This is a genomic window from Halorubrum sp. T3 (assembly GCF_000296615.1).
In the GTDB taxonomy this organism is placed as follows: domain Archaea; phylum Halobacteriota; class Halobacteria; order Halobacteriales; family Haloferacaceae; genus Halorubrum; species Halorubrum ruber.
In genome coordinates, this window is sequence record NZ_JH815329.1 from 1,045,262 (window position 1) to 1,072,042 (window position 26,781).

The 26,781-nt window shown below is 70.7% G+C and carries 25 protein-coding genes; 6 read left to right on the forward strand and 19 right to left on the reverse strand.

All coding sequences use genetic code 11. The features are described from left to right. Positions 1 to 30: 30 nt before the first annotated feature. The gene (gene fer / locus B378_RS17450) at positions 31 to 831 is read right to left on the reverse strand and encodes a ferredoxin Fer (protein WP_017343175.1); all 801 of its coding nucleotides are present in this window, start codon (positions 829 to 831) and stop codon (positions 31 to 33) included. A gap of 159 nt (positions 832 to 990) precedes the next feature. Between fer and B378_RS0107400 the strand changes: the two genes are divergently transcribed. Further along, a complete protein-coding gene (locus B378_RS0107400) occupies positions 991 to 2,361 on the forward strand; it encodes a geranylgeranyl reductase family protein (RefSeq protein WP_017343176.1) in 1,371 nt (456 codons plus the stop codon). Between the two features lie 3 nt (positions 2,362 to 2,364). Further along, positions 2,365 to 2,817 carry a Rieske 2Fe-2S domain-containing protein gene (locus B378_RS0107405; RefSeq protein WP_017343177.1) on the forward strand — a complete coding sequence of 151 codons (453 nt, stop codon included), beginning with the start codon at positions 2,365 to 2,367 and terminating at the stop codon, positions 2,815 to 2,817. A gap of 566 nt (positions 2,818 to 3,383) precedes the next feature. Here B378_RS0107405 and B378_RS0107410 read toward each other — a convergent pair. Continuing rightward, the gene (locus B378_RS0107410; protein ID WP_017343178.1) at positions 3,384 to 4,664 is read right to left on the reverse strand and encodes an amidohydrolase; all 1,281 of its coding nucleotides are present in this window, start codon (positions 4,662 to 4,664) and stop codon (positions 3,384 to 3,386) included. An 86-nt stretch (positions 4,665 to 4,750) separates the two neighbouring features. Continuing rightward, complete coding sequence (locus B378_RS0107415; protein WP_017343179.1) at positions 4,751 to 5,248, reverse strand: hypothetical protein; 498 nt, start codon at positions 5,246 to 5,248, stop codon at positions 4,751 to 4,753. Between the two features lie 117 nt (positions 5,249 to 5,365). Here B378_RS0107415 and arcS point away from each other — a divergent pair, with 117 nt between their 5' ends. Next, positions 5,366 to 7,168: an archaeosine synthase subunit alpha gene (gene arcS / locus B378_RS0107420; protein WP_017343180.1), complete on the forward strand. Its 1,803-nt coding sequence runs from the start codon at positions 5,366 to 5,368 to the stop codon at positions 7,166 to 7,168. A gap of 31 nt (positions 7,169 to 7,199) precedes the next feature. On the opposite strand, the gene B378_RS0107425 is transcribed toward arcS, so the two are convergent. After that, positions 7,200 to 8,810 (reverse strand): SufS family cysteine desulfurase, encoded by a 1,611-nt coding sequence (locus B378_RS0107425; RefSeq protein ID WP_017343181.1) that lies wholly within the window; start codon positions 8,808 to 8,810, stop codon positions 7,200 to 7,202. Positions 8,811 to 8,850: 40 nt separating this feature from the next. Between B378_RS0107425 and B378_RS0107430 the strand changes: the two genes are divergently transcribed. After that, on the forward strand, positions 8,851 to 9,492 hold the full coding sequence (locus B378_RS0107430; protein WP_026046214.1) for a type 1 glutamine amidotransferase: 642 nt from the start codon (positions 8,851 to 8,853) through the stop codon (positions 9,490 to 9,492). Positions 9,493 to 9,650: 158 nt separating this feature from the next. Here the strand turns inward: B378_RS0107430 and B378_RS0107435 are convergent, their stop codons facing one another. From B378_RS0107435 to B378_RS0107460, 6 genes are all read right to left on the reverse strand, one after another. After that, positions 9,651 to 10,076, reverse strand: a complete 426-nt coding sequence (locus B378_RS0107435) for a universal stress protein (RefSeq protein WP_017343183.1) — start codon at positions 10,074 to 10,076, stop codon at positions 9,651 to 9,653. Positions 10,077 to 10,294: 218 nt separating this feature from the next. Next, positions 10,295 to 10,588 carry a hypothetical protein gene (locus B378_RS0107440; protein WP_017343184.1) on the reverse strand — a complete coding sequence of 98 codons (294 nt, stop codon included), beginning with the start codon at positions 10,586 to 10,588 and terminating at the stop codon, positions 10,295 to 10,297. A 186-nt stretch (positions 10,589 to 10,774) separates the two neighbouring features. Further along, complete coding sequence (locus B378_RS0107445; protein WP_017343185.1) at positions 10,775 to 12,319, reverse strand: MATE family efflux transporter; 1,545 nt, start codon at positions 12,317 to 12,319, stop codon at positions 10,775 to 10,777. 102 nt (positions 12,320 to 12,421) lie between these two features. After that, positions 12,422 to 12,862, reverse strand: coding sequence for an EamA family transporter (locus B378_RS0107450; RefSeq protein ID WP_017343186.1), 441 nt, complete (start codon positions 12,860 to 12,862; stop codon positions 12,422 to 12,424). 30 nt (positions 12,863 to 12,892) lie between these two features. Then, the gene (locus B378_RS0107455) at positions 12,893 to 14,683 is read right to left on the reverse strand and encodes a histidine kinase N-terminal 7TM domain-containing protein (RefSeq protein WP_017343187.1); all 1,791 of its coding nucleotides are present in this window, start codon (positions 14,681 to 14,683) and stop codon (positions 12,893 to 12,895) included. A 96-nt stretch (positions 14,684 to 14,779) separates the two neighbouring features. Next, on the reverse strand, positions 14,780 to 15,745 hold the full coding sequence (locus tag B378_RS0107460; RefSeq protein ID WP_017343188.1) for a UbiA family prenyltransferase: 966 nt from the start codon (positions 15,743 to 15,745) through the stop codon (positions 14,780 to 14,782). Positions 15,746 to 15,946: 201 nt separating this feature from the next. Between B378_RS0107460 and B378_RS0107465 the strand changes: the two genes are divergently transcribed. After that, complete coding sequence (locus B378_RS0107465) at positions 15,947 to 16,714, forward strand: VOC family protein (protein WP_017343189.1); 768 nt, start codon at positions 15,947 to 15,949, stop codon at positions 16,712 to 16,714. 62 nt (positions 16,715 to 16,776) lie between these two features. Here B378_RS0107465 and B378_RS0107470 read toward each other — a convergent pair whose 3' ends face one another. The 9 genes from B378_RS0107470 to B378_RS0107510 all read right to left on the reverse strand — a co-directional run bounded on the left by B378_RS0107470 (position 16,777) and on the right by B378_RS0107510 (position 24,495). Continuing rightward, entirely contained in the window at positions 16,777 to 19,488 is a 2,712-nt protein-coding gene (locus B378_RS0107470) for a PAS domain S-box protein (protein ID WP_017343190.1), read from the reverse strand. 119 nt (positions 19,489 to 19,607) lie between these two features. After that, a complete protein-coding gene (locus B378_RS0107475; RefSeq protein WP_017343191.1) occupies positions 19,608 to 20,060 on the reverse strand; it encodes a Zn-ribbon domain-containing OB-fold protein in 453 nt (150 codons plus the stop codon). Continuing rightward, the gene (locus tag B378_RS0107480) at positions 20,057 to 21,223 is read right to left on the reverse strand and encodes a thiolase domain-containing protein (RefSeq protein WP_017343192.1); all 1,167 of its coding nucleotides are present in this window, start codon (positions 21,221 to 21,223) and stop codon (positions 20,057 to 20,059) included. The genes B378_RS0107475 and B378_RS0107480 overlap by 4 nt, the downstream gene beginning before the upstream one ends. 115 nt (positions 21,224 to 21,338) lie before the next feature. Continuing rightward, positions 21,339 to 22,091, reverse strand: a complete 753-nt coding sequence (locus B378_RS0107485) for a proteasome assembly chaperone family protein (protein ID WP_017343193.1) — start codon at positions 22,089 to 22,091, stop codon at positions 21,339 to 21,341. A 116-nt stretch (positions 22,092 to 22,207) separates the two neighbouring features. Next, on the reverse strand, positions 22,208 to 22,387 hold the full coding sequence (locus tag B378_RS0107490) for an RNA-protein complex protein Nop10 (RefSeq protein ID WP_004595878.1): 180 nt from the start codon (positions 22,385 to 22,387) through the stop codon (positions 22,208 to 22,210). A gap of 31 nt (positions 22,388 to 22,418) precedes the next feature. Continuing rightward, complete coding sequence (locus B378_RS0107495; RefSeq protein ID WP_017343194.1) at positions 22,419 to 23,219, reverse strand: translation initiation factor IF-2 subunit alpha; 801 nt, start codon at positions 23,217 to 23,219, stop codon at positions 22,419 to 22,421. Positions 23,220 to 23,237: 18 nt separating this feature from the next. Beyond that, a complete protein-coding gene (locus B378_RS0107500; protein ID WP_004595868.1) occupies positions 23,238 to 23,411 on the reverse strand; it encodes a 30S ribosomal protein S27e in 174 nt (57 codons plus the stop codon). Between the two features lie 2 nt (positions 23,412 to 23,413). Further along, the gene (locus tag B378_RS0107505; RefSeq protein WP_004595867.1) at positions 23,414 to 23,695 is read right to left on the reverse strand and encodes a 50S ribosomal protein L44e; all 282 of its coding nucleotides are present in this window, start codon (positions 23,693 to 23,695) and stop codon (positions 23,414 to 23,416) included. Positions 23,696 to 23,790: 95 nt separating this feature from the next. Then, entirely contained in the window at positions 23,791 to 24,495 is a 705-nt protein-coding gene (locus B378_RS0107510) for a cyclase family protein (RefSeq protein WP_017343196.1), read from the reverse strand. Between the two features lie 134 nt (positions 24,496 to 24,629). Between B378_RS0107510 and B378_RS0107515 the strand changes: the two genes are divergently transcribed. Continuing rightward, positions 24,630 to 26,777, forward strand: coding sequence for a S9 family peptidase (locus B378_RS0107515; protein ID WP_017343197.1), 2,148 nt, complete (start codon positions 24,630 to 24,632; stop codon positions 26,775 to 26,777). Positions 26,778 to 26,781 lie beyond the last annotated feature (4 nt).

Consider the following 26,781-nt stretch of genomic DNA (forward strand, 5'->3'; position numbering starts at 1 on the left):
GCCGCCCGCGCCGCCCGCACCGCCTCGCGGTCAGTCCGACGCGCCGGCCTCGTCGGCCGGCGACGGCAGCCGCAGGTCGGCGAAGTCGTCGGCGTCGCCGACACCGGTGACAATCTCGACCTCGTCGGTTATCGGGACGCCGACGCAGGAGAGCCGGGCGTTCGCCTCGCGGATCTGCTCGTCGGAGAGGATCGACTGCCCGGGCATCGCCACGTCGCCCTCGACGACGACGACCGCGCAGTTCGAGCAGGCGCCGCCGCGGCAGGCGTACGGCCACGAGCGACCGCCGCGCTCCGCGGCTTCGAGGATCGACTCGCCGGGCTCGACGAGGAAGCGCCCGTACTCCGGGAGGTCGAGGTCGGCGTCGGCCGCCTTCTCGAAGAGGTCCTCGTCGTCGATCGACCAGCCCCGCTCGGCGATGACGCTCCGGTCGAGGTGGTAGACGGTCGACGGCGAACCGGTGCGGACCGGTTCGACGGATCCCTCCGCGTATCGCCGGACCACGTCGGCGGCCTCGGAGACCGGCTCGTCGGCGAGGTCGTCGAACCAGTCGCGCACCGTCGTCGGCGCGAGGTTCGACTCGTCGGCGACCGCCTCGATGTCGACTCCTTCGAACCGGGCGACGGTCGAGACGAATCCGGGCGAGTCGAGCGCCGCGATCGTCTCCTCGACCCACTCCTCGGAGCGGTCGTACCACGAGGCGAGCTCTCCGGTCCCGATGCCACGGTCGTACGCGACGGCGACCATCAGCGCCGCGGTCGCCTCGGACGAGCGGACCTCCGGGAGCCACGCCCGGAGGCGGTCCGCGTCGATCTGATCGAGTTGCCCCATGTCCGATGCGTTCGCCGCCGGCCCGTTAAACGGTGAGCCTGAACAGTTAGGCACCGAACACCGACCGGCCGCGCAGCCGGTCGTCGACGGAATCCGTCCCCGCGCGTCCGACCGAAACGGGAGCAAAGAGTTTTGCCGGGCGCACGACACGGTCCGGTAATGGATATCGACGAGTACGACGTCGTCGTGGCGGGCGCCGGCACCGCCGGCTGCTACGCCGCCGCGACGATCGCGAACGAGGGGCTCGACGTCGTCATCGTCGAGCGGAAGGACGCTGAGGAGGCCGGCCACATCGCCTGCGGCGACGCTCTGAAGGGGGCCGACGCCTTCCCCGAGGCGATCCCCAAAGACCGGCTGGAGCCGGCGTTCACGAACACCGGCGTCGACCACGGCCGCTTCGAGATCCCGCAGGAGGACACGGTCTTGGAGATCCCCGTGCCCGGCGAGCTCGCCGTCATCGACCGCTGGGAGTACGGCCGTCAGATTATCGCCGGCGCCGAGGACGCTGGCGTCGACTTCCACTACGACACCGTCATCAACGACGTGTTACAGGACGAGACCGGCCGCGTCACGGGGCTCCACGCGGTGCGGAAGGGCGAGCCGCGGACGTACGCGGCGGACGTCGTGATCGACGGCGCCGGGTCGCTCTCGCTGCTCCAGGACAAGGCCGACTTCGAGGGGACCACCTTCGACACGAACGTCCGGTACTCGCAGTTCTGCTCGGCGTACCGCGAGATCGTCGACGTGCCGGAGCCGGTCGAGTGGGACGACGCCCTCGTGTTCAAGGCGACCGACCGCGCGGCGGGGTACCTCTGGTACTTCCCGCGGACGGCGACGGAGATCAATGCCGGGCTCGGCTTCCAGATGACCGAGGAGCCGATGCAGCTCGTCGAGTCGCTGAAGCAGGACCTCCGGGACCGCCCCGAGTTCGAGGGCGCGGAGGTGCGCGACAAGCTCGGCGCCGCGCTGCCGACGCGCCGCCCGTACGACTCCGCGGTCGCGCCGGGATACATGGCGGTCGGCGACGCCGCCGGCCACGTGAACCCGACCACCGGCGGCGGCATCGCCGGCGCGGCGTACGCGGGCAAGTACGCCGGCGAGCAGGCGGTGAAGGCGATCTCCGACGGCGACGTCAGCGAGGAGAACCTCTGGCGGTACAACGCCCGCGTGATGGACCACTTCGGCGGGCGCTACGCCGGCCTCGACGTGTACAACGTCCTCTCGACCGCGGTCGACGTCGACGACCTGATGGGCCTGCTGGCGTCGCTGCCGGGCGAGAAGCTCGCGGAGGCGCTGTACGAGGGGTCGACCTCGATGTCATTCGGGCTGAAGCTGAAGGCCGCGGTCAAGTCGTTCGGCTACTGGGGGACGATCCGGAACTTCTACCAGACGAAGTCGCTGGCGGACGAGCTGATCGGCCACTACGACGAGTACCCGACGAGCCCCGCCGCGATGGCGAACTGGACCCGCGAGCGCGACGACATCATGGACCGCGTGTACGAGACGACCGGCGCCGACGCGAAGTACTGAGGCGTGAGCGGGTACCGACTGACGGCCGTCGAGACGGTGCGCGAGGAGGGGTCGTGGGCGTTCACGGCCCGCGAGGGCGACGAAGACCGTGAGGTGTTCCTCGTGCCGTGCGCCGACGAGCCGGATGGGGGTGCGGGGACCGGCGAGGACCAGCCGGTCCGCGCGTGGATCAACCGGTGTACCCACGAGGACCAGCGCCTCCACCGCGAGGGTGTGGGCGCCGTGACGCGCGGCGGCTCCGTCGTCTGCCCGAAGCACGGCTCGGCGTTCGATACGTGCGAGGGCTCCTGTGACAACGGCGAGGCCGCGGGCACGACGCTCCGCTCGATCGACGTCGAGGTGCGCGACGGCGCGGTGTTTCTGATCGATGACGACCTCACGTACCTCTACGAGGGGCTCCCGGACGACGACGGCGACGACCAGGGGCCGGCTTCGAGTTCGCACCTGACGTTCTGAGCTGCGAGGGTCCGAGAGGCGGACTCGTGGTCGGCTTTTTTTTAAATAGGCGACTGTGGGGGTGACGTTCATCAAAGCCCCAGCCGCTCGGCTGTACGGTTTTACTTATAAATAGCCGACCGACACTGCCAAAGTCTCAACCGCTCGGCTGTACGCGGCCGTTTATAAATGACCGATCGACACCGACACCACCGAAGCCCCAGTCGCTCGGCCGTACGCTTTTGTTTATAAGCCGTTGATCGACACCGACACCACCGAAGCCCCAGCCGCGAGGCGGGCGCACGCTCGCTGCGCTCCTCACTCGGTCGCTACCGCTCCCTCGTTGCGGTGCTTGCGTCGCCTGCGCCCGCCTCGCGGCTGCCCCTTCGAGTCCCGCCCCACTCCACACCGCACCTCACACCTCCCCAGCCTCATCAGTCGCCCGTCGCTTCGCTCCGGGCGACTGACTCCCTCGCGCGGGCTCCTCGCGGCCGCCGGTGGCGGCCGCTCGCAGGCACGCGCCACCGCAGTCATTTATAAACCCTGTCGCAGCCGGTTTTAATATTGGTTAGAAAAGGCGCAGATCCCTACGGCCGCGTCTCGGCGACGCGCCGGATCGCGCCGGCGATCACGTCGATGCCGATCGCGATGTCGTCCTCCACAACGTCGAAGTTGGTCGTGTGGTGACCGCCGGGGTGGTCGGTGCCGACGCCGAGGTAGCAGGCGAGCCCGCCCTGCTCTTGGACGTAGTTCATCAGGTAGGTGGCGTCCTCGGAGCCGCCGAGCTCGTCGCTGTCGACGATGTTCGTGACGCCCGCCACGTCGCTCGCGGACTCACCGACGAGTTCGGCGAGCGCGTCGTCACTCGTCGCGCTGGGCGCCTCCCCGAGCGTCGACACGTCGACCTCGCAGTCGTGCATCTCCGCTGCGGAGTCGAGGACCCGGTCGGCGCGGTCGGACATGTACTCGGCGAGCTCGGTCGTCTGCCCGCGCACCTCGCCCTCGATGTACGACTCCTCGGGGATGATGTTCGTCGCGGTGCCGCCACCGACGAGCCCGGCGTTCACCCGCGTGGGGCCGTCGGCGTGTCTCGGGATCGCGTAGAGGTTCTGGATCGCGGCTGCCATCGCCTGGACCGTGTTCCGGCCCTGCTCGGGGCGCGCGCCGGCGTGCGCGGGCTCGCCGGAGAACTCCGCGAGGAAGTGCCGCACCGCGAGGAACCCCTCGATGCCGCAGACGACCTCGCCGGAGGGGTGGTCGAGGCCGACGTGGACCGCGTAGAGGTAGTCGACGTCGTCGAGGTGGCCCGACTCGGCCATCGGCTTGCCGCCGACGATCTGCTCTTCGCCCGGCTGGAAGAACACCTTCAGCGTCCCGGAGAAGTCGGAGTCGAGGACGGCGTCGAGCGCGCCGAGCCCCATCGTCGCGTGGGCGTCGTGGCCGCAGGCGTGCATGAACCCCTCGTGTTCGGAGCGGAACCCCTCCCCGACCGGGACGTGGTCGCCGGACTCCGACTCCGTGATCGGGAGGCCGTCGATGTCGACGCGCAGGCCGACCACGGGGCCGTCGCCGCGCTCGACGACCGCGACGCAGCCGGTGTAGCCGCCCGAGAGCTGGTCGAGAATTTCGAGGTCGGCGCCCGCCTCGCGGGCCTGCGCTTCCCACTCCGCCAACTCCTCGTCGTCGGGGACGTTCAGGCGCTCGTCGGTCGCCAGCGCGTCGGGCCCGAGGTGAAGCGCCGTCAGGTCCCGCTCGCGTAGCTCCTCGACGATGCGGGCGGTGGTGTAGAACTCGCGCCACGCGGGCTCCGGGTGGCGGTGGAGGTCGCGGCGGAACGCGCGGTACTCGTCGCTTTCGAGAGCGCTCATACCCGTGGGTGGCTCGGCGACAGCTTAAACGATCGCCTCGCGGAGAGCGACGCGAACCGGTCCGAGACCGGCCGCCCGCGCTCGCCTCACTCCTCTGCCGGCCCCATCCGCTCCGAGTAGTCCCACGCGTGGAGCCGCTCGGGCTCGATCCGGATCTCCACCTCGTCGCGTTCGGGCCGCAGGAGCCGGTCCGCGGTCGCGTTGTCGGTCCCGCCGAGGTACTTGGTCAGGAGCGACCGGAGGAGGCGCTTGTCGTCGTCCGGGCGGACCGTCGCGCGGCCACGGCCGCGGACCCCCTTGTACGGCGGGTCGTTCGTCGACACGTCGAAGGAGACCTCGTCGTCGTGTTCGACGAACTCGACGAGGTCCGCGCTCGCGCTCGTCGCGCAGCGGATCGCGCCGACGGAGTCGCCGGAACCGGTTTCGGCGTCGGGCCCGGTCCCCGCGTCCGGGTCCCACGCGAACCACAGCGAGACGATCCACGGGCGGTCGCTCGGCGTGCGGCAGCCGAGGCGGACCGGGACGCACGCGTCGGCGAGGAACTCGTCGACGCGGTCGCGGTCCCACGGGCCGGTCGGGTCCATGCCGATCCATCGGCCGCGTCCCGCCTAACAGTTGCGCCGAGGCGCGTCTCCCGTCTCCCGGTCCGCGGCGCGTCCGCGGAACACAAGAGAATTGACCGTCCCCGCGCGAGTGGTGGTATGACCGACTACTTCGAGGTCCACGAGCGCGACGGCGCCGCCCGCCTCGGGGCGGTCCGCCTCGCCGACCCCGTGACGACGCCGGCGCTCGCGGACCCGTTCCTCGACGACGCCGGGAGCCTCTGGGCCGGCCACCGCGAGGTGCCCAACGGCGACGAGAGCGCGCTGACGGTGCTCCCGCACCGGTCGTTCCCGGCCGGCACGCGCGACGAGGTGCGCGAGTCGTTCGCGGTCGAGCATCCGGACGCAGAGTTCCCCTCCGCGGCGGTCGTCGACAGCCGGAGCGCCCGCGACGTGGGCGCCGACGCGTACCTCCTCTCGGACGCGCAGGGGTTCGTCGGCCACGGCGAGGGGTTCCGGGACGCGATCGTTCGGGCGAAAGAGGCCCTGCCGCCGGACGCCGCGCTCGGTCTCTCCGGCGTCGCCACGCCGCGGAACGTCGCCCTCCTCGCGTACGCCGGCGTCGACCTCGTCGACGAGACGCTCGCGCGGACGAAGGGGACACAGGGGATGTACCTCACCGCCGACGCGGAACACTTCCTCGAGGACCTCGACGAGCTCCCCTGCGCCTGTCCGGCCTGCGCGAAGCCCCGGAGCGAGTTCACGCGCGCCGACTGCGCCGACCACAACGTGAACGCGCTGCGCGCCGAACTCCGCCGCGTGCGCGAGCGCATTCGGTCGGGTCGCCTGCGTGATTATATCGAGGGACAGGCGCGCCACGAGGGGTGGCTCACGGCCGCGTTCCGCGAGTTCGACGATCAGTGGGGGTACCTCGAACAGCGGACGCCCCTGATGCGCGACGCCGAGGTGACGGCGGCGAGCGCCGAGACGCTCGACCGCGTCGAGATCCGGCGGTTCGCCGACCGCGTGACGAGCCGGTACCGGAACCGGTTCACCGACCAGCCGCTCGTCCTCGTCCCCTGTTCGGCCACCAAGCCGTACAGCGACTCCCAGAGCCACCGCCAGTTCCACGACGCGATCCAGTGGCGCGGCCACACTGTCTCGATGACCTCGCCGATCGGCGTGGTGCCCCAGGAGCTGGAGACGACCTACCCCGCGCAACACTACGACTCGGTCGTCACCGGCGACTGGAGCGAGGACGAAATCTCGTTCGTCGCCGAGGTCCTCCGGCGGTACCTCGACCGTAACGACTACTCGCGCGTGATCGCGCACGTCCCCGAGGACGGCTACCGCGAGATCTGTGAGCGCGTCGAGGCCGACCCCGCCGTCGACGTCGAGTTCGAATACACCTGCGTCAACCACCCCACGACCGACGAGTCGCTCGGGGAACTGAACGCGACGCTTCAGGGTGAGCCCGCCTACAGCAAGCGTGAGCGCGAGCACAACACGGTCCGCGCGATCGCCGACTACCTCCTCGGTGACGGCGCGGGCGACGACCTGTTCGGCGGGCCGGGCGAGGCCGACGTTCGCACCACCGGGCGCTACCCCAAGCTCCAGGTGTGGGCCGACGACCCCGACGCGGGCCGCGAGGGCGAACCAGGAGAGCAGTTAGCGACGATGGTTCCCCAGTACGGCACCCTATCCTTCACCCTCGCCGGCGCGCGCCGCTGGGTCGAGAGCGACGCGCCGACGAAGCGGGTCGAGATCGACGCGTTCGTCCCGCACGGCTCGGTGCTGGCGCCCGGCGTCGTCGACGCCGCCGACGAGATTCGGGTGGGCGACGAGGTCGTGGTCGAGGGGCCGAAGGCGTTCGCGGTCGGCCGCGCCGCGATGTCCGGCCCGGAGATGGCGGAGTCGACGCGGGGGGTCGCGGTCGAGGTGCGGCACGCCGACGAGAAGTGACCGAGCCGCGAAAGACGATGCGGTAGCGGTCCTACGCGCTGTTTTTCTGGACGTACTCCCGGGCCGCCTCTCGGATGACGTCCTCCGGGCCTTCGACGCACTCGCGTCGGAGGTCGGGGTACTGCCCGTCGAGCTCGCGGGCGACGTACCCGTCGAGGTCGGCGACCGCCTCGACCGACATGCCTTCGAGATGCTCTGAAAGGAGGCTGGCGACGGCGCGGCTGACCGCACAGCTCCGGCTCTCGAAGGCGATCTCCTCGATGCGGCCGTCGGCGATCGCGACGTGGAACTCGCCGTCGTCGCCGCAGGTCGTCTCCTCGGATGACTTCACGAACGTCGGATCGGTGAGGGCACCCGGGTTACGGGGGTGGTGGTAGTGCTCGCTGACGAGATCGTGGTAGCGGTCGGAGGCGAGGTACGCGTCCAGATCGTCGCGCGCGGAGTCGACGACGTCGAGGAGGCGGTCGACGTCCGCGCGGGTGTTGTAGACGTAAAAGGACGCCCGCGCGGAGCCGGGGATGTCGAGCCGATCGTGGAGCGGCTGCGTACAGTGGTCGCCGGCCCGGATGGCGATGCCTCGATCGTTGAGGAGGCTGGAGAGGTCGTGGCCGTGGACGCCCTCGACGTTGAACGAGACGAGGCCGGTGCGCTCCTCGCCGACGCCGGGGCCGTACGTCCGGACGAAATCCCGGTCGGCGAGTTCTCGGAGGAGGTACTGCGCGAGCTCGTTCTCGTGGTCGCGGACGGCGTCCATTCCTAGTTCCTCGAGATAGTCGACGGCCGCGCCGAGCGCGATGCCCTCCGCGATCGGCGGCGTGCCGGCCTCGAACTTCCAGGGCAGTTCGTTCCACGTCGAATCGGTGAGCGTGACGTTCCGGATCATCTCTCCGCCGAACAGGAACGGGTCGAGCTCCGCTAAGATCTCCCGTTTCCCGTACAGCCCCCCGATCCCGGTGGGTCCGGCGAGCTTGTGGCCGCTGAACGCGAAGAAGTCCGCGTCAATTTCCCCCACGTCGACGGGCCGCGTCGGGGCGGACTGGGCGCCGTCGACGACCGCGTACGCATCGTGGTCGTGCGCGAGTGTCGCGAGCTCGGCGACGGGGTTGACCGTCCCGAGCACGTTCGAGACGTGGGGCGCAGCGACGACCGCGGTGTCGTCGGTGACGAGGTCGCGGGCGGCGTCCATGTCGAGGTGGCCGTCGGCCGTGACGGGGATGTGGCGGACGGTCGCGCCCGTGAGCTTGGCGATCTGCTGCCAGGTGACCAGCGTGGCGTGGTGGTCCATCTCCGTCGCGACGATCTCGTCGCCCTCGCCGAGGTTCCGGGAGAGGCCGTACGCGACGAGGTTGATGCTCTCGGTGGTGTTCTTGGTGAAGACGACCTCCTCGCGGCCGTCCGCGCCGAGGAAGTCGGCGACGCGGTCGTGTGCCTCCTCGTAGGCGAGCGAGGCCTCGTGGCTGAGCTCGTGGATCCCCCGGTGAACGTTCGCGTTGTACCCCGCGTAGAACTCCTCGAAGACGTCGTACACTTGGCGGGGCGTGTGCGTGGTCGCGGCGTTGTCGAGGTAGGTGAGCGGGTGCCCGTTCACGCGTCGGTCGAGCACGGGGAAGTCCGAACGTACCGCTTCGGCATCGAAACTCATGTACCTGCCAAGAGTTCAGTTCATCTTAAATAACTCCCAGATGATATTGGTACTTGATAACGCGGTCGACGGCGGCTACATGGCCGACGAGATCGTCCACTTCCTCCCCGACGCCCGCGCGTACCGCTACCCGCACGAGGACGGCGACCCGAGCCTCGACGACGTGGACGGCGTCGTCATCGGCGGCAGCGAGGTCGGCGTGTACGACGAGCCCGACCAGCCGTGGATCGCGGCCCAGAAGCGGTTCGCGCGTCGGCTCGTCGCGGAGGGCGTCCCGACGCTCGGCATCTGTTTCGGCCATCAGATTCTGAACGCCGCCCTCGGCGGCGAGGTCGTAGACAGCGGGACGTCCCGCCTCCAGCTTCGCGACGCCGAACTCGACGCCGACGAGCCGCTGTTCGACGGCGTCGAACCGAGCGTGCCCGTCCTTCACTCCGACGTCGTGACGGAGCTCGGCGACGGGATGGAGGTCATCGGGCGGGCGGACTACTACGAGTACTTCGCGACTCGACACCGCGACCGGCCGGTCTGGTCGGTCCAGTACCACCCCGAATTCACTCCTCGGATCGCGGACGAGTACGACGACTGGGAGGCGGCCGACGACGCCTTCGAGGACTCCACCGCCACCCGAACGCTCGCCAACTTCGCGGACCTCGTCGAGTCGTCCGCGAACGAATCGTAGCGGTTTCGGGCTCGGGCCGGGCAGGCGTCGAGACGCCGAATGCGGCGTGTTACCTGTCGTCTGACCGCGGTCCGAGACGGCGGCAGGCGGTCACCGCGGCAGTGGAGCTCTCCCTCACCCCGCCCGACTGTTCGAGGTGCCTGTGCGCCGGTCGCGTGTCACGCGCGCCGGTCCGGGAAGACCATCACCGGAACGTCCGCCTCTCGGATGAGGCGGCCGCCGGGGTCACCGGTGATCGTCCGTTTCCAGCTGTCGATGTCTCTGGGAGTGAAGGCGACGAGCGTCGCCTCGGTCATGCCGACCGCGTCGATGAGACCCGCCGCGACCTCCTGCGCCTCGAGCGTCAGCCACTCGAACTCGAGGTCGTCTCGGTAGAGGATGTCGAAAAAAGTATCATAGGTCGCTCCCGCGAACTCGTCTCGACCCGTCTTGATCGTCGTCTCGCCGCTCTCGCCCCGCGTCACGTGCGTCACGATGAGCGTCGTGCCCGGGTCGAGATGCGGTCGAACCGCCCGAGCCGTGGCCTCGGCGTCGTCGGGGCCCGCGATCGGTATCAGGATCCGCTCGAATAGCTCGTCGTTCACGAGCGTACCCTCTCAGAGACCGACCAAAAGCGTGCGGGGCGTTCTCGGTTGCCGACCACGCGGTCCGAAAGCCGGCGCCTAGCGCCGTCGAACGCTCCGCGGAGCGGCCCGCCCCGGCTTCCGTCCTCGCACGCGGGATGGCGCCGAATCGGGACCGGCGATGGCCGACTCGGAGCCGCGCGTCGGGCGCTTCCCCGCGGCCCTCCCATCCGAATCGGTCACTCGTCGCCTTCGGTCCCCGCCGCGTCGGCGATCTCGGAGAGGTCGGCCTCCAACTCGTCCGCGTCCTGAAGCAGCAGGCCCGTGCCGCCCGCCGCGATCATGCCCACGCCGATCGCGCGCAGCTGCCGGATGTACGCCGGGGTCGCCTCGAGCTCGTCGGCGTTATCGAAGTTCTTCCCGATCATCTTCTTGGTGAGGCGAACGCTCGCCCGTGGGAACAGCGCCGTCACGACGCCCTGTAACAGTACCAGTGCCGACCCGAACAACCGCGCTTTCTCGCAGTTCATCATACCGAATTATCAGTGTCGCTGCCGCATAACTATTGTGCCTACCATCCAATACTGATCCCGCAGCGAGCGCCGATTGGACTTTTCCAGATTCTTACTTTTCGAGTAGTGTGTAGTATATAAAATACTATTTCGCTCACACGGCGCCCGCACGTGACTCGAGGAGCGGCGATCGGCTCGCCGGCCGCCTCAGTCGTCCGCGGTCGCCTCGGGGCGGTACGCCTCGCTGATCTTCTTCCACTTGCCCGAGCGGAACCGCAGGTAGTTGATCGCGGCGGGGATCGTCGTCTCGGCCATGAACGCCAGGTACAAGCCCCACAGGCCGATCGCGGGCAGCGCGACCTCCGGGATCGTGACCCCGACGAGAGGGAGGTCGATCGCCGGCGTCGAGCTGTGTGCGCCGACGTACGCGAGGGGTATCGACACGCAGAACATGCCGAGGAACTGGCTCGCGAAGGGGATCTTCGTATCGCCAGCGGCGTCGAGCGGACCGGCCGCGCCGCCGGAGACCCCTTGGAATATCACGGCCGCGCAGGCCGCGTACACGAGGTCGACGGCGATCGGGATCTCGGGGCTCGTGGGCGACTGGGCGAACAGCGAGACGATGTCGGTCGCGAAGGTCGCGATCAGCACCGCGGAGACGGCGTACGTCGCCACCGAGAAGCGGATGATGTCACGGGCGTACGCCTCGGCCTCGTCGGGACGCTCGACGCCGAGCTCCTGCCCGACGAGGCTGGAGGAGGCGAGGCCGAATCCCCAGCCGGGCGTGTTCATGATCCCCCAGATGCGGCGGGCGATGACGAACGCGGCGACGGTGTTCTCGCCGAACACGTCGAGGATGGCGAGCATGGGGAACTCGGCGGCCGTCCACACGAGGTTGCGCGCGCCGACCGGCACGCCGATCTCGACGAGGTCGCGGAGCATACCGGGGTTGAGATACGAGCCGGCCGGGTCGATTTCGACCGGGAACTCCCCGACCAGCGGGGCGCTCCCGCGGACGAGGCCGACGGTGAACCCTGCGACCGCGAGGACGTTCGAGAGGACGGTGCCGACCGCGGCGCCCTCGACGCCCCAGCCGAAGCCGAAGATGAACAGCGCGCTGAGGACGATGTTCGCGAGCGCGCCGCCTGCCCGCACCTGCATCGCGGTGTAGGCGTCGTCGCAGCCCACCAGCACGCGGCTGCCGACGAGGTTGAGCGCGGCGAACGGGACGCCGAGGCCGACCACGCGGAGGTAGTCGGCGCCGTAGGCGATCGCCGCCTCGTTGCTGCTTAGGACGTCGATGAACGCCGGCGCGTACAGCCAGAACGCGCCGCTGACGGGGACGCTGATCGCGATCACGAGGAGCACGCTCGACCGGACGGCGTCGCCGAGCTCGACAAACGCCTCGGCGCTGTACCGCTGGGAGACGAGGGCGATGGTGCCGCCGGCGACGCCGCCGCCGAGCGCGAACGCGAGCCCCCAGTACGGCCCCGCGAAGCCGACCCCGGCGACAGCGCTGGTACCGACCGCGACGCCGACCATCGCGACGTCGACCGCGTTCTTCGACATCCGGGCGATCCCGGTCACGATCCGCGGCCACGCGAGGTCGGTGGTCCGGACCACGCGGTGGCGGTCGATCAGCCCGACCCTCGCGAGGGCGAAGCCGATGTAGAGGATTAGCAGGCGGAACGGGTTCGGGAGGTCGGCGACGTATGAGATCAGCGTGCGCAGGGAGCTCGGGAGGCGAGACACGGCGGGTGCGCTCCTTTCCCGCTGGCGGCTAAAGGGGTTTCGTCACGCGGCAGACGGTTCCGGATCGGCGGGGTTTGGCGGCCTCGGATCGACCTCCTCCGGTCAGGCGCCGGAGACGAGGTAGACGGCCGCGGCGGCGAAGACGATCCCGAGCCCCTTCCGAGCCGTGAACGACTCGCCGAGGAACAGGAAGCCGATCACCGCCGAGAAGACGAGGAACATCGCGAAGATGGGCGTCACGACGCTCACCGGGCCGAGAGAGAGCGACCGGTAGAGGGCGAGGATGCCGATCCCGAGGAACACGCCCGCCGCGAGCACGTGCGCCAGCTTCGGCGACGCGAGGTGTGTCGTAAAGCCCTGCCCGGTGTAGGCGATCACGCCGACCGCCATGGCGACGAGCAGCGTGTTCGAGACGACGACGGCGACGTCGCTCGGGATCGCGTTCGGACCGGTCGTGGCGACGCGCATCAGCGGGGAGACGAGCGCGTACGCGCCCATCGCGAGCAGCGCGTACGGGAGATAGGTCGTGGCCGTGGCGTCCATACGTCGGGGTCGCCGCCCGGCGTCAAGTGCCTATCGACCCGCGTTCGGCGGCGGCCCCAGCGAGGCCGACTCGCCGGTTGTCGCCGAGTCGTCGAGGGGCGGATCCGGGGGCTCCCCGTCCGAGTCGGCGCCCGGCGTCTCCGAGCGGTCGACCGGGACGCAGACCGTCACTATCGTCCCGCTCGGCTCGCGCTCGTCGAACGAGATCCGTCCGCCGAGGTGGTCGACGCCCCACTTGACGATCCACAGGCCGATCCCGCTGCCGTGTCGCAGCGGCGTCTCCGTGCCGCGGTCCAACACGTCGTACTCGGCGGGGTCGATCCCGGGCCCGTCGTCCGCGACGGTGACCTCGACCCAGCCGTCCGCGACCGCGGCGTCGATCCGCATCCACGGCGCGTCCGCGTCGTTGTGTCTGACCGCGTTCGTACAGAGGTTCCCCAAGACGACCTCCAACACGACCGGAACCGGGACCGGCGCCACCTGCCCGACCTCGATCCGCGCGTCGGGGGCGACGGCTCTCGCCTCCGCGACGGCCTCGTCGACGGCGTCCGTGAGCGGCGCCGTCTCGGACTCCTCCGTCGGGTCGAACAGCTCGCCGGCGGTCCGGGTGCGCTCGCTGAGTTCGAGCATCCGCCCGGCGCTCTCCTCGATGATCGAAAGGGCGCGCTCGTCGGTCGGGTCCGAGCGGAGCTGTTCGGCGTACCCCTGGATGAGGTTGGTCTCCGTCCGAACGTCGTGACGGAACACGCGGTTCAAGACGTTGAGCCGCTGCTGTTGGCCGAGGTACGCCCCGACGTCGTGGAAGGTGATCACCCGGGCCGTGGTGCGGTCGTGGTCGTCGACGACGTCCCGAACCGTCGCCTCGTACGGCCGTTGGCCGTCGCGGCCGACGATCGGTATCGGCCGCGGTTTGTCGGCGTCGGTGCCGTCGAGCTCGCGGATCGCGTCGTACTTCGGCACGACGGTCGCCGCGGGCTCGCCGATCGCGTCGCGTCGGTCGATCCCGAACGTCTCGGCCGCGCACTCGTTCAGGTCGACGAGGAGGCCCTCCGTGCCGACGACGAAGACGGGGTCGTGAAGCTGCTCAAAGACGAGCTGCCGGGCGCGGCGGCGGGGGGCCGGCGCGAGCGTCAGCAGGCGGAACCGCGAGAGCGCGAGCAGGTACGCCACGCCGGAGACCGCGAACGCCAGCGGGGTGGGGTCGAGCCCGGGGATCGGCACCGCGCCGGAGAGGTGCGCGAGGTTCCCGGCCCACGGCGCAGCGGTCCCGACGAGCAGCGCCGCGCTCTGTCCCCGGAACGGGCGGGCGTCGTCGCGGATCAGCTGGATCAGCGGAACCGATCCGACCGCGCCGAGGAGGTAGGTGTATCCCGCGATGACGTAGTACAGCGGGCCGGGGACGACGTCGAGGAACGTCCCGACGGCTGTCTCGCGCACGACCCGGTCGACCGCGAGGAGGTCGCCCGGGTCGCCGGCGGCGGCGACCGCGACGGTGGCGACCGGAATGACCGACACGAGCGCCACGGAGAAGGGCGTCACGTAGCGGTCGTAGCCGGTGTACGCCAGCGCGAAGAAGAGCCAGCCGACCGGGATCGCGACGACGCCGACCCACTGGACGTCGTACCAGAGCGCCTTCGCCGGCAGCGTCGTCGCCTCCAGCTCGAAGACGAGGAACGTCGCCCACCACACCTGTCCGGTGAGCAGCACCGCGAGCCACGTCGCGCCCGGCTCCGGCCGCTCCCGCCACGCGAGGATCGCCGCCGCCAACCCGACCGTGACCGCGACGAGGAGGGCGACGGAGAGGGGACTCAGCGCGGCCATACCGTTTTTTACGCACATTGGATTTATAACTCATCGGGTCGAGTTGTCTTATCGAAAAAACCGGCCGTTGGGGCCCTCGGACCCGCGGACGCGACCTCACCAGCCGATCGCGAGGAGGACGGCGCCGGCGACGAGGTAGCTACAGTCGGGCGCGACCCCGAGCGCCGCGCCGCCGAGCCGGTCGGCCAGCGCGGTGACGGTCACCGAAACGGCGAGGCCGACGCCGAGCGCGGCGAGGGCGGGGGTCGACGCGGCGCCGGTCGCGGCGGTGGCCGCCAGCAGTCCGGCGGCGACGGCGTCGACGGCCAGCAGGGCCCGCCGCGTTCCGCTGACTCCGTAGACGACGGGGAGCGTCGCCACGCCCCGCGCGGCGTCGGCCGCGACGTCCCTGACGTTCGGGACCTCGACGTCGACGAACGAGCGGGCGAAGACGTAGGCGAAAAGCAGGGCGACCGCGGGCGCTCCGGCCGAGTCCACGGGAACGCCGGCGAACGCGAGCGGCGCGGCGACGACGGCGACCGCCCAAGCGAGCGCGACGGCCGCGGAGTTGAGGAGGAACACGTCCTTCAGGCGCGGCACGGAGGCCCCGCCGAGCGGCGCGACGAAGGCTCCCGCGGCCGGGAGCCAGTCGGTGGCGTAGCCGATCCACACCGCGCCCGGGACGAGGACGAGCGCGAGCGCCGCGGGACCGGCGCCGACCGCGAGCGCGACGGCTAAGCCGTAGCTCACCGCGGCGACGACCATCAGCTGATCCCCGTAGCGGAGCGCGATCCGCGCCCGCAACGGGGTCGAGTCGGCGTCGCCCTCGGCGTCGGCGACGTGGTCCGCGGTGTACACCGCGAACGCCACTAACCCCACCGCGACCGGCGCGGTCGAGAGCGGCACGCCGAGCGCGGCCGTCACGACCGCCACCTCGACGGCCGCGACGAGCGCCGTGAACGGCGCGCCGGCCGCGAACGCGGCGATCTGCCGGAGCGTCCCCGAGTCGGGAGGTGTTGCGTGCGAGCGATACTGCGCTGTCGTGCCGTCCGGCGCGGACGGCTTCGTCGGTTCGTTTGCCATTTGGAACGTCCGCCGCCGGAAGACGGCGAACGTCCGGAATGGGGCGTCGAGTGGTATCTATCCACTCCGTGCGGCGTTAATAAAACACGGATTTTGGCGGTATCAGTTCGCCCGGTCCGCAGTGCCGGACGGGTTCGGGCCTCGGGCAGGACGGGTTCGGGCTTCAGTACGCTTTTGACCCGAGCGGCCATTCGCTGGCGTATGGACGGAACCTTCGACCACGTGATGATCCGCGTCGAGGACTTGGAGGAGAGCCTCGACTGGTACCAGACCCACCTGAACTACGAGGAGAAGGGCCGCTGGGAGGCGGACACGTTCACCAACGTCTTCCTCGGGCCCGAGGACGTCCACGAGGACGGCGCCCTGCTGGAGCTCACGTACAACCACGACGACCGCACCTACGACCTCGGCGACGCCTGGGGCCACATCGCGGTCCGCGTCCCGGAGGACGCGCTCCAGGAGTCGTACGACCAGCTGATGGCGGAGGGCGTCGAGGACTACCGCGACCCCGAGTCCTGTGGGAACCGCTACGCGTTCGTGAAGGACCCGGACGGCCACGAGATCGAGATCGTCAAGCGCGACCACGGCGCGAAGTGGAGCATCGACCACACGATGATCCGCGTCGAGGACGCCGACGAGGCGCTCGGCTACTGGACCCGCAAGTTCGAGTACACCGAGGTTCCCGGCCGCTGGGAGGCGGACTCCTTCTCGAACTACTTCGTGGCGCCCGAGGACGCCCCGGAGGAGGCGATGAAGATCGAGCTCACCTACAACTACGACGGCCGCGAGTACACGATGGGCGACGGCTGGGGGCACGTCGCGGTGCGCGTCGACGACCTTGACGACGCCTGGGACGACCTCATGACCCGCGAGGCGCCCGACTACCGCGACCCCGAATCGTGCGACCACAACTACGCGTTCACGAAGGACCAAGACGGCCACGAGGTCGAGCTGGTCACGCGGGACTGACGAGGCCACGCGAAAAGCCGACCGTTCGAACCCGCTTTTTCTCCGGTCGCGTCTCGACCCGGTTACTCCGCGGACTTGACCCCGGTGACCTCGAACCGCGCCCCGCCCGCTTCGCTCTCGACCGCGCGCACCGACCACCCGTGCGCGTCGGCCACCTGCTCGACGATCCGTAACCCGAACCCGGTCCCCGACTGCGAGGTCGAGTGGCCGGCGTCGAACACCTCTTCGCGCCGGTCGGGGTCGATCCCCGGCCCGTCGTCGGCCACGTAGAAGCCGTCCGGCAGCGTTCCGACGGTGACTGTCACGTCCTCGCCGCCGTGTTCGATCGCATTTCGGATCAGGTTCTCCAACAGCTGTCTGAGCCGCCCCTCGTCCGCGAGGATACTCCCCTCGGCCTCGCTACGCAGCGTCGCGTCTCGCGTGTCGACGGTCCGCCAGCAGGATCCGACGACCCGTCTCAGATCGACCGGCTCGGCGTCGGTCACGGGGTCGTCCTCGCGGGCGAGCGTGAGCAGGTCGTCGATCAGGGCGGTCATCCGGTCGTGCGCGCGCTCGACCGCCGCCAGGTGGTCGCTGTCGCACTCATCGCGGGCCAGTTCGGTCCGGCCGCGAGCGACCTCTAACGGGTTCCGGAGGTCGTGTGACACCACGCCGGCGAACTCCTCGAGCCGGTCGTTCTGCCGCTCTAACTCTGCGGTCCGCTCGGCGAGCCGTCGGGTGCGCGCCTCGGCTTGGAACGCCGTCTCGGCCGCGGTCGCGAGGATGCCGGCGAGGTACTCGTCGACGCCGTCGAACACCCCCGGCTCCGTCTCGCCGACCGCGATCGTCCCGTACTCGCCGATCGGGACGATAAGCAGGCTTCGGAGCGCCGTGTCGGCGTCGAGCGCGTCCGTTGTCCGGATGTCGTCGTACATCCGCTGCTCGCCCTCCTCGAAGACCGCCCAGTTGAGGCTCCCGCCGTCGGGCGTGAACGTCTCGCGCTCCGGGAGCAGCTCCGCGGCCTCCGGCGAGACCGCCGCCGGCACCAGTCCCCCGGCCGCCTCGTCGTGGACCCGGACGGTGACGATCGAGAAGCCCAGCACGTCGGTGGCCGCCTCGACCGCCCGCTCGGCGATCTCCTCCCGAGACTCCGCCCCCACGAGCGTTCGAGTGGCGCCGTGGAGCCGCTCGACGCGGCTCTCCCGCTCGATGCGGTCGAGCGCCGCCTCCAGGTGGCCGGTGAGGATCTCGGCCACGAGGACGTCGGTGTCGCTGAAGTTGTGCGCCTCCGGGGACGAGACGATGAAGAGCCCGTGGTCGCCGATCGGGCGCAACACGAGGCTCTCGGCGGGGGAATCCTCGTCGAGCTCCTCGTACGTCGACAGATCGTCGATGACGACCGACCCGTCGCCGCGGAAGGCGTCCCACGCCAGCGCCGACCGCGTCCCCGGCGGGGCGTCGCGGTCGTACCCCGGCTGCTCGTCGAACATATCCGGCACCGACTGGCCGAGCGCCGCGGGTGCGAGGTGGTCGCCGGCCTCGTTGAGCAGGTGGATCCCGCTCAGCCCGGCGTCGACCAGGTCGTCGACCGCCGTCACGGCCAGTTCGGCGGTCTCCTCTGCGGTCCGGGAGTAGTTGAGCTCTCGCGTCCACTCCCGGAGCCGGGCGAGGGTCCGCTCGCGCTCCTTTCGCTCGGAAACGTCGCGCGTGGTGACGACGTACCCCTCGACGTCGTCGGTATCGAGCCGTTCGCTCCCGACAGATTCGAGCCAGCGGAACTCGCCGTCGGCCGTCTCGAACCGGTACTCGGCGGTCGGGGGGCTCTCGCCGGCGGTGGGTTCTTCGAACGCCGTCCTGACCGCGTCGCGGTCCTCGGGGTGAATGTAGTCCAGCGACCGCTCACCGAGCAGGTCCGACGGCGCGTGGCCGGTCACGCGCTCACAGGAGGGACTCAGGTACCGGAACCGCCAGTCGCTCGACAGCACCGCGACCACGTCGCTGGCGTGTTCGATGAACGCCCGGTGGCGCTCCCGCTCGCCGTCGTCGCGGATCACGCCCACGAACCGCCGCTCCCCGTCGACCTCGTACTCGCCGTATGACAGGGAGACGGGGACCTCTCTCCCGCCGCGGTGGAGCGCGTTGAACCGAACGTCCGACCAGTCGACGCCGCGCTCGCCGGTGGCGAGGTACCGGTCGACCGCCTCGCGGTGGGCCTCGCGGTGTCGCTCGGGCATCAGCGTCGTCAGCGGTTCCCCCTCTAACTCCGACGGTTCGTACCCCAACACGGGCTCGACGGCCGGGTTCGCGAACCGGATCACGCCCTCTGTGTCGATCGTTACGATCGCGTCGGACGCGCCCTCCGCGACCGCGCGGAACTGCTCGACCGCCTGCTCCGCGTCCCGCTCGGCCCGCCGCTTCTCGACGGCCTCGACGATCCGGTTCGCCAGCCGCTCGTACCGCTCCGTGCCGCCGCGCTTCTGGAGGTAGTCGGTGACGCCGGCGGAGATCGCCTCGCTCGCGACCTCCTCGCTCCCCCGTCCGGTGAAGAGGATGAAGGGGAGGTCCGGGTGGCGCTCTCGAACGTCGGCGAGGAACGCGAGCCCGTCCTTCCCGGGCATCTCGTAGTCGGAGACGATACACTCGACGTCGCGCTCCGCTAAGGCGTCGAGGCCTTCGGCCGCGCCGGGCGCCGTCTCGACCGCGATCCGGTCCGCCTCGCGCTCCAGAAACGAGGCGGTGACCTCGCGCAGGTCCGGGTCGTCGTCGACGAGGAGGACCGGAATGCGGTCGGGCATGTGTCCCGACTACCGACGACCCGGATATAACGGTTTTGGCGCTGACACGCTCGTCACGGAAACGCCCCCGGGGACCGGGGTCCGTTTCGGCTCACCGGCGCCGTCGGCGGCCGCCGCGCTCAGCGCTCGCCCGCCGGCCGAAAGACAACGAGGCGCTCGCCGTCGGTGGCCCGGTCGCCCACGTCGACCGCGACCACGTCGCCGATTTCGACCGCGGGCGCTTCGCCGTCCGCGCCGCCGTCGCGGACGACCCCCGTTAGCCGCGTGGGACCGAAGTCCGCCACCGCGGTCGCGTACGGCGCGTCGTCCGCGAAGCGCGGCGACGGGACGTGGACGACGCTGTACGTCTCGACGGTCCCCGTCTCGTCGAGGGGGTCCCGCGAGAGGTCGGGGGAACCGCACTCGGGACACACCTGCCGCGGGGGGAGGGAGCCGTGCCCCTCCGGACAGACCAAGGCGAACCCGTCCCCGTCGGCGAGCGCGTCGAGCCACTCGGCGTAGTGGCGGTCCGTCGGCGGCGCCGCGTCCGTCTCGTCCGTCTCGTCCGCCGCGTCCGCGCCGTCGTCGCTCATCCGGCCACCTCCAGCACGTGGACGACCGCGCTGGCGACCGTGCCGCCCGCGTTGTGCGCGACGCCGACCTCCGCCTCCGGGACGTGCTCGCTGTTGGGATGGTCGCCCCGGAGCAGGCGGGTCAGCTCGGCGATCTGCGAGCCGCCGGTGGCGCCGACCGGGTGGCCCTTCGCCTTCAGCCCGCCGGAGAGGTTCACCGGGAGGTCGCCGTCGGCGGTCGTGAGCCCCTCGCGGGCCGCCGAGATCCCCTCACCCGGTTCGAACAGCCCGAGCGACTCCAGCGCCAGCACCTCCGCGATGGTGAAGCAGTCGTGGACCTCGGCGACGTCGACGTCGGCCGCCTCGACGCCCGCGTCCGCGTAGGCCGCGTCGGCCGCGTCGTCGGCGGCGGGCGTCCGCGCGAGGTGCTCGCGGTCCCCGAGCGCCATCCGGTCGGTCCCCTGCCCGGTCCCCGTCACCGCGACCGAGGCGTCGAGGTCGTGCTCGGCGGCGTACTCCTCGGAGACGAGGACGAGCGCGCTCGCGCCGTCGGTGATCGGACAGGCGTCGTAGAGGTGGAGCGGCTCCGCGACCGGCGGGGCGTCCATCGCCTCCGCGACGGACACCTCCCTGCGGTACTGGGCGTACTCGTTCGGGAGGGCGTTCTCGTGGTTCTTCGACGCGATATGGGCGAGGTCCTCGCGGCTCCCCCCGTACGCGTCGAAGTAGGCGTTGGCCATGAGCGCGTACGCGCCCGGGAAGGTCACCCCGGCCCGCACCTCGTAGAGGTCGTCGGCCGCGATGGCGAGCCCCTCGGTCACTTCGTCGGTCGGGAGGTTCGTCATTCGCTCCATCCCGCCCGCGAGGACAACGTCGGCGTCGCCCGCGGCCACCGTCCGGACCGCCTCGCGGACCGCGACGCCGGCCGACGCGCACGCCGACTCGTAGCGCGTCGCCGGGCAGCGGACCCCCGCGGCCTCGGCCATCAGCGGCGCCTGGTGGCCCTGGTGTTCGGCGAGCGCCCCCATGAAGTTCCCGTAGTTCAGCTCCTCGACGTCGGCCCTGTCGACCGCCGCGTCCTCGAACGCCCGCAGCGCGGCCTCGCCGAACAGGTCGCGACCGGTGCGCTCCGGGTGCCGGCCGAAGGGAGTGAGCCCGACTCCGGCGACGCGTACCTCTGTCATACACGGACGATGATTGGGGATGCGGTTTAGCTCTGCCGGAAGCGGGGGTCCCGGTCGCCGGACCGAAGCGAACTGCCGCGGAGAGTACGAGGCGAGTCCGGCGAATGCGCCCGATTCAACCGATGTAGCGCAGGTCGTCGTCCGGGACGGCGGGGCCCTCCTGCATCTCTTGGATCTTGCCGACGACCTCCTCCATCTCCTCGGCGCGGTCCTCCAGGCTCTCGTAGTCGAGGGTGAACTCGAGGACGGCCTCCAGCGTCTCCAGCACCGCCCGCGCGCTCTTCGGGTCGACGAGGTAGCCGCTCGTCTCGCCCATCAGGCAGGCGGCCTCGAAGCCGCGCCGACCGCCGAGGCCGAGCACGAGTCCGGAGACGCCGACGATGCCGCCGGCCGGCTCGTCCGCGCGGAACTCCACGCCGGCGTCTTCGAGGTCGTCGACGAGGGACGCGTCGGAGACCGCGCCGAGGACGGTGTACTCCTCGACGAGCTCGCCGGTCGGGACGCCCCCGAGCGCGAACGCGCGCTCGGCGCCGAACTCCTCGGCCACGTCGAGGAACGTCGAGGTGAGCTTGTAGTGGCCCGCGTTCGACCCGGCCTGGTGGTCGCCGGTCAGCACGAGCAGGTCAGCGCCGTCGGTCTCGACGGCGTGGAACTCGGCGCAGGTCAGCTCCGCGACCCCCTCGTCGTCGACGCTCACCTGCGGCGGGAACTCCGTGGCGTACACCCGACGGACTAATTCCCCGTCGAACTCTTCCAAGAGGTGTTCGGCCGCCAGTTTCCCCACGTGGCCGACGCCCGGCAGCCCCTCGATCAACACCGGGTTCTCTAACTCCGGCGTCGCGACCTCGTCGATCTCGATGTCCTCCATACCCCGTCCGTCCGGGCGGCGGTCACAAGAGCGTGGCTATTCCGGTGGCTTGCGTTCCACCGGCTCGCGATCGGTCGCAGCCGACGGACCTCCGCCGCGTCCCGGTCGGGGCGGGGCTACTCCGACCGCCGCCGCGCCCGCCGGCGGTACTCGCCGTAGGGGTCCTCCGGGCCGAACGGGGCCGGCGCGCTGTTCTCGGTGGGGCCGTCGCACGCCGGACAGCGGTCGCCGAGCGCGTACACCGGTCGGTCGTGAGCGGTCTCCCAGTTCGCGCAGACGCGGATATCTGATTTCACGGTAAAAGGTTGCGGGTCGAACGGGCCGCGGTTACTCGTCGTCTTCGCGTCGCTCGCGGTGGAACTCGCCGGCGCCGCCGGCGGCCTCGATCGACTCGCGGGCGCGCTCGGCGGCGGTCTCGAGCTGCGACTCCGCCGTCTTGTAGTCCGGCGCGCGGACCTTGATCCGGTACTCGGGCGAGCCCACGTAGCCGACGTCGAGCTCGACGCCGTCCGGGATCTCGCCGTTCCCCTCGGCGGCCGCGAGCGCGTCGCGCACGTCGTCGACGCCGTCGGGGGCCGCAGACTCGAGGTCGACGTACCCCGTCACGTCGACGTACGGGACGGAGACGTTGTCGCGGGCGGCCGTGACGATCGCGTCGGCGGTGTCGCCGTCGACGTCGACGTCGTCGAGCGCCTCGTCGCCGCTGATCGCGGCCGACTCGAAGGCGTCGTAGAGGCTCTCGTACTCTGCGAGGAGGGCGTTGGCGACCGACGTGTAGCGGTCGTCGTCGACGTCCTCGCCGAGCGCGATGAGCATCCAGTTGTCGGCCTTCTGGGCGTTCTTCCAGTCTTGGATCGTCTCCTTGCGCTGGTGTTCGTTGACGTCTTTGATCGAGAGGTCGATCTGGTTCGACGACTCGTCGACCTCCAACACCTTCGCGACGACCGTCTGTCCCTCGCGGACGTGGTCGCGGACGTTCTTGATCCAGCCGGAGGCGACCTCGCTGATGTGACAGAGGCCGCGCTTCTCCTCGTACTCGTCGAGGTCGACGAACACGCCGAAGTCGGCGATCTCGTCGACGTCGCCGACCACCAACTCGCCGGGTTCGGGCCAGCCGCTGTACTTCATACGGGGTGGGTGAGGCGGTTACCGCGCCTCAACGGTTTCGACGATTTCGCCGTGAAGCTCCGCCTCTCCGCCGGTTGGGGTCGCGAGGGTCGTGCCGCAGACCGCGCACGACACCGTGGAGGAGGCCTTGCCGAAGACGACCTGTTCGTTCTCGCAGTCGCCGCAGGCGACGCGGTGGAAGTCTCCCGCCATGCTTACTCCTGGAACGTGAGACGGCCGGCGCGCCATCCCTCGCGCATGTGGGCTTTCCCGCAGTCGCCGCAGCGGTACTTCAGGTGGGTCTTCTTCGTCGGCTTGTCGCCACCGGGCACCTTCGAGTACCCGCCGGCGTTGCCGATCGTCGCGAGTGCGCGGCGTCGCTGCCGCGCGTCGCGCTTCATTCCGGTCGCGCGACCCGATCGGACCTTCTCCACCTCGTGCTCGTGGTGGGAGTCACAGTGTGGGCAGTACGTGTTGAAGCGGCGTGGCATTTCCATGGATATCGACCTTATGGCGCGGTTCGTCGCCGACGCTTAAAACGGGTTTGGTCTGGGGCGCCCGCGATCCGGCGCGCGCGGCGGTCCGCGGCCGGCTAATTCTCCCACTCCGCGACCGCGCGCACCGGCGACCCGTCGGCGCCGCGAAGCCGGAGCGGGAAGGCGTAGATCCGGAACCGGTGCGGGAGGCCGTCGAGGCCGCGGAGGTTCTCGACGATCGGGAGCGAGTCGCCCAAGAGGACGTCGTGGGAGGGAGTCCCGCCGGGTTCGTCGTCCGTCGTTGCGGCCGAGTCGGCGTCGCATGCGGTCGCGGACGATCCGGCGGCGCCTCCCGCGGTCGGGGTCAGATCGGGCCCGAACGTATCGAGACCGACGCCGACCCCCGCCGCGCGACAGCGCTCGGCGGCCGCCGCGGTCAGATACGGGTGGTCGCGGTACCGCTCGGTCCCCCAGTGCGATTCCCACCCGGTCCGGAGGACGAGGAGATCGACGTTCGGGTCGAGGTCGCTCGGCTCGGGCAGCGCGTCGGGCGCGATCGCTTCCCGCGGTTCGAGCGGGCGGGGGTCGACGAGCCGCGCGTCGAACGCGAACCGCCCGACTGCCCGCTCGTCTATCGCCTCGCCGTCGGGGACGGTGTGCGTCGGCGCGTCGACGTGCGTTCCCGCATGCGTCCCGGTCCGGAGCTCGCTCGTCGCGTAGCCGTCGGCCTCGTGGGTCGCGTCGGACGCCAGCGTCACCTCGGGATCGCCGGGGTAGGTCGGCATCCCCGTCTCGATCGGCTGCGAGAGATCGCGGAACACGGGCTGCGGTGCGGGCGCGGCGCGGTTAAGTCGGTCGCCGTCCACCGCTCCGCGTCGCGGGCGACCGCGTTGCTCCCGCCCGGCGAGGTTCCGCGGCCCGAACGTATTTCCTGCGCCCGCCGCTGGATGGGTTCATGTCGGAACTGCCGCTGGACGCCTACTACGACCTGACGCAGGTCGGCGAGGTCGCCGTCTCCCCGACCGGCGACCGCGTCGCCTTCACCGCGACCGAGTACGACCAGGCCGCCGACGAGGCGGTCTCCTCGCTGTTCGTCGCTCCCACCGACGGCTCCCGCGAGCCGCACCGGCTGACGAGCGACTCGGGCGCCTCCGCACCGACGTGGGGGCCCGACGGCGACCGCCTCGCGTTCGTGGCCGCCCGCGACCGCGACGCCGAGCGGCGGGTCGGCTGGCGCGACCGAGACGAGGAGGACGACGAGGAAGCGGAGACCGAAGACGACGAGGGAGGAGACGAGGCCGAGGAAGACGAGGACGAACCCCTCGGAAACGGCGACGAGGAGCCCAAGCCGCAGGTGTGGATCTTTGACCTCGCGCTGGGCGGCGACGCCCGTCAGGTTACCGAACGCGACGAGGGCGTCGCCGGCTTCGACTGGTCGCCCGACGGGGACCGCCTCGTGATCGAGTCGCGCGACCCGACCGACGAGGAGTCGGAGTACCTCGACCAGGTCCGCGAGGAGGGCGGCCCCATCGAGACGACTCGCCTCCAGCACAAGGTGAACGGCGCGGGGTGGACCGACGAGGTGACGCGGTACCTCTTCGTCGTCGACCTCGACGATCCCGAGAGCGACCCCCGACGCCTCGACGACGCGTACGGCGGCGGCGCCTTCGAGGACCTCGCCGGGATGGACCCGACGTGGGGCCCGGAGGACCGGATCGCGTTCACCTCCTGTCGGCTCGACCGCCCGGACGACACCTCCGTCCGCGACCTCTACGCCGTCTCGCCCGACGGCGGCGACGCCGAGCGGCTCACGGGCGGCGACCTCACCCACGGCGCGCCGGCATGGCGCCCCGACGGCGACGGGATCGCGACGGTCGGCAGCGACCCCGACGACCCGCCCGCCCCGGCGGAGGTGTACCTCGTCGACGCCGAGGCGGACGCGGACGCCCGCGACGACCCCGTCTCGCTCACCGCCGACCTTGACCGGACGGTCGCCCGGGGCGGCGAGCCGGTGTGGATCGACGGCGCGATCTACACTCGGATCGCCGACGAGAGCCGCACGCGGCTGGTCCGCGTCGAGACGGACGGGACCGTCGAGCGCCTCTTCGAGGCGCAGGGCCGCGACCGCGCCATGGCCGGGTTCGACGTCGCCGACGACGGGTCGACGGCGGTGACGGTCCTCTCGGACCCGGAAGACGGATCCGACCTGTACGCGGTCGACGTCGACGATCTCGACAAGGAGTCTGAGCCCGACTCCTTCCGGCGCCTCACCCGCGTCAACGAGTCGCTCGTCGACGAGTTCGCGATGCCGGAGGCCCGCCGGGTCGAGTGGGAGTCCGACGGTTGGACGCTCGACGGCGTCCTCTACCACGACCCCGACGTCGACCCCGAGGACGGCGACCACCCGCTGGTGGTGGCGATCCACGGCGGCCCGATGTCGTACGACGAGCCCGTGTTCAGCTTCGGGCACGCCGCGTTGACGAGCCGGGGCTACCTCGTCTTCCGCCCGAACTACCGCGGCGGCACCTCCCGCGGCCGGGAGTTCACCGCGGAGCTGACCGGGAAGTGGGGGACCGCCGAAGTCGACGACATCGCGGCCGGCGTCGAGGCGCTCGCGGACCGCGGCTGGGTCGACCCCGACCGCGTGTTCGGCCACGGCTTCTCGTACGGCGGCATCGCGCAGGGGTTCCTCGTCACGCAGGAGCCCGACCTGTTCACCGCCGCGGCCCCGGAACACGGGATCTACGACATCCGTTCCGCGTTCGGTACGGACGACACGCACATCTGGATGGAGGCGGAGTTCGGGCTCCCGTGGGAGAACCCGGAGGCGTTCGACGCGTCGACGGCGATCCTCGACGCCGGGAACATTGAGACGCCGCTGCTCGTGATGGCCGGCGGCGAGGACTGGCGGTGTCCCCCGTCGCAGTCGGAGCAGCTGTACGTCGCGGCGCGCAAGCAGGGGATCGACGCGGAGCTGGTCGTCTACCCCGACGAACACCACAACATCGGCGACCCGGACCGCGCGATCCACCGGTTGGAGAAGATCCTCGACTGGTACGAGACGCACGACCCGGCGGTCGAGGCCGAGTCCGACGAGGAGTGAGCCG

Coding starts and splice junctions, on each gene's coding strand:
- B378_RS0107485 (WP_017343193.1), bottom strand. CDS start 22,091: ATGGAGGACATCGAGATCGACGAGGTCGCGACGCCGGAGTTAGAGAAC.
- B378_RS0107450 (WP_017343186.1), bottom strand. CDS start 12,862: ATGGACGCCACGGCCACGACCTATCTCCCGTACGCGCTGCTCGCGATG.
- B378_RS0107480 (WP_017343192.1), bottom strand. CDS start 21,223: ATGACAGAGGTACGCGTCGCCGGAGTCGGGCTCACTCCCTTCGGCCGG.
- arcS (WP_017343180.1), top strand. CDS start 5,366: ATGACCGACTACTTCGAGGTCCACGAGCGCGACGGCGCCGCCCGCCTC.
- B378_RS0107430 (WP_026046214.1), top strand. CDS start 8,851: ATGATATTGGTACTTGATAACGCGGTCGACGGCGGCTACATGGCCGAC.
- B378_RS0107515 (WP_017343197.1), top strand. CDS start 24,630: ATGTCGGAACTGCCGCTGGACGCCTACTACGACCTGACGCAGGTCGGC.
- B378_RS0107415 (WP_017343179.1), bottom strand. CDS start 5,248: ATGGACCCGACCGGCCCGTGGGACCGCGACCGCGTCGACGAGTTCCTC.
- B378_RS0107425 (WP_017343181.1), bottom strand. CDS start 8,810: ATGAGTTTCGATGCCGAAGCGGTACGTTCGGACTTCCCCGTGCTCGAC.
- B378_RS0107470 (WP_017343190.1), bottom strand. CDS start 19,488: ATGCCCGACCGCATTCCGGTCCTCCTCGTCGACGACGACCCGGACCTG.
- B378_RS0107500 (WP_004595868.1), bottom strand. CDS start 23,411: ATGGCGGGAGACTTCCACCGCGTCGCCTGCGGCGACTGCGAGAACGAA.
- B378_RS0107475 (WP_017343191.1), bottom strand. CDS start 20,060: ATGAGCGACGACGGCGCGGACGCGGCGGACGAGACGGACGAGACGGAC.
- B378_RS0107505 (WP_004595867.1), bottom strand. CDS start 23,695: ATGGAAATGCCACGCCGCTTCAACACGTACTGCCCACACTGTGACTCC.
- B378_RS0107465 (WP_017343189.1), top strand. CDS start 15,947: ATGGACGGAACCTTCGACCACGTGATGATCCGCGTCGAGGACTTGGAG.
- B378_RS0107440 (WP_017343184.1), bottom strand. CDS start 10,588: ATGATGAACTGCGAGAAAGCGCGGTTGTTCGGGTCGGCACTGGTACTG.
- fer (WP_017343175.1), bottom strand. CDS start 831: ATGGGGCAACTCGATCAGATCGACGCGGACCGCCTCCGGGCGTGGCTC.
- B378_RS0107410 (WP_017343178.1), bottom strand. CDS start 4,664: ATGAGCGCTCTCGAAAGCGACGAGTACCGCGCGTTCCGCCGCGACCTC.
- B378_RS0107400 (WP_017343176.1), top strand. CDS start 991: ATGGATATCGACGAGTACGACGTCGTCGTGGCGGGCGCCGGCACCGCC.
- B378_RS0107455 (WP_017343187.1), bottom strand. CDS start 14,683: ATGGCCGCGCTGAGTCCCCTCTCCGTCGCCCTCCTCGTCGCGGTCACG.
- B378_RS0107495 (WP_017343194.1), bottom strand. CDS start 23,219: ATGAAGTACAGCGGCTGGCCCGAACCCGGCGAGTTGGTGGTCGGCGAC.
- B378_RS0107460 (WP_017343188.1), bottom strand. CDS start 15,745: ATGGCAAACGAACCGACGAAGCCGTCCGCGCCGGACGGCACGACAGCG.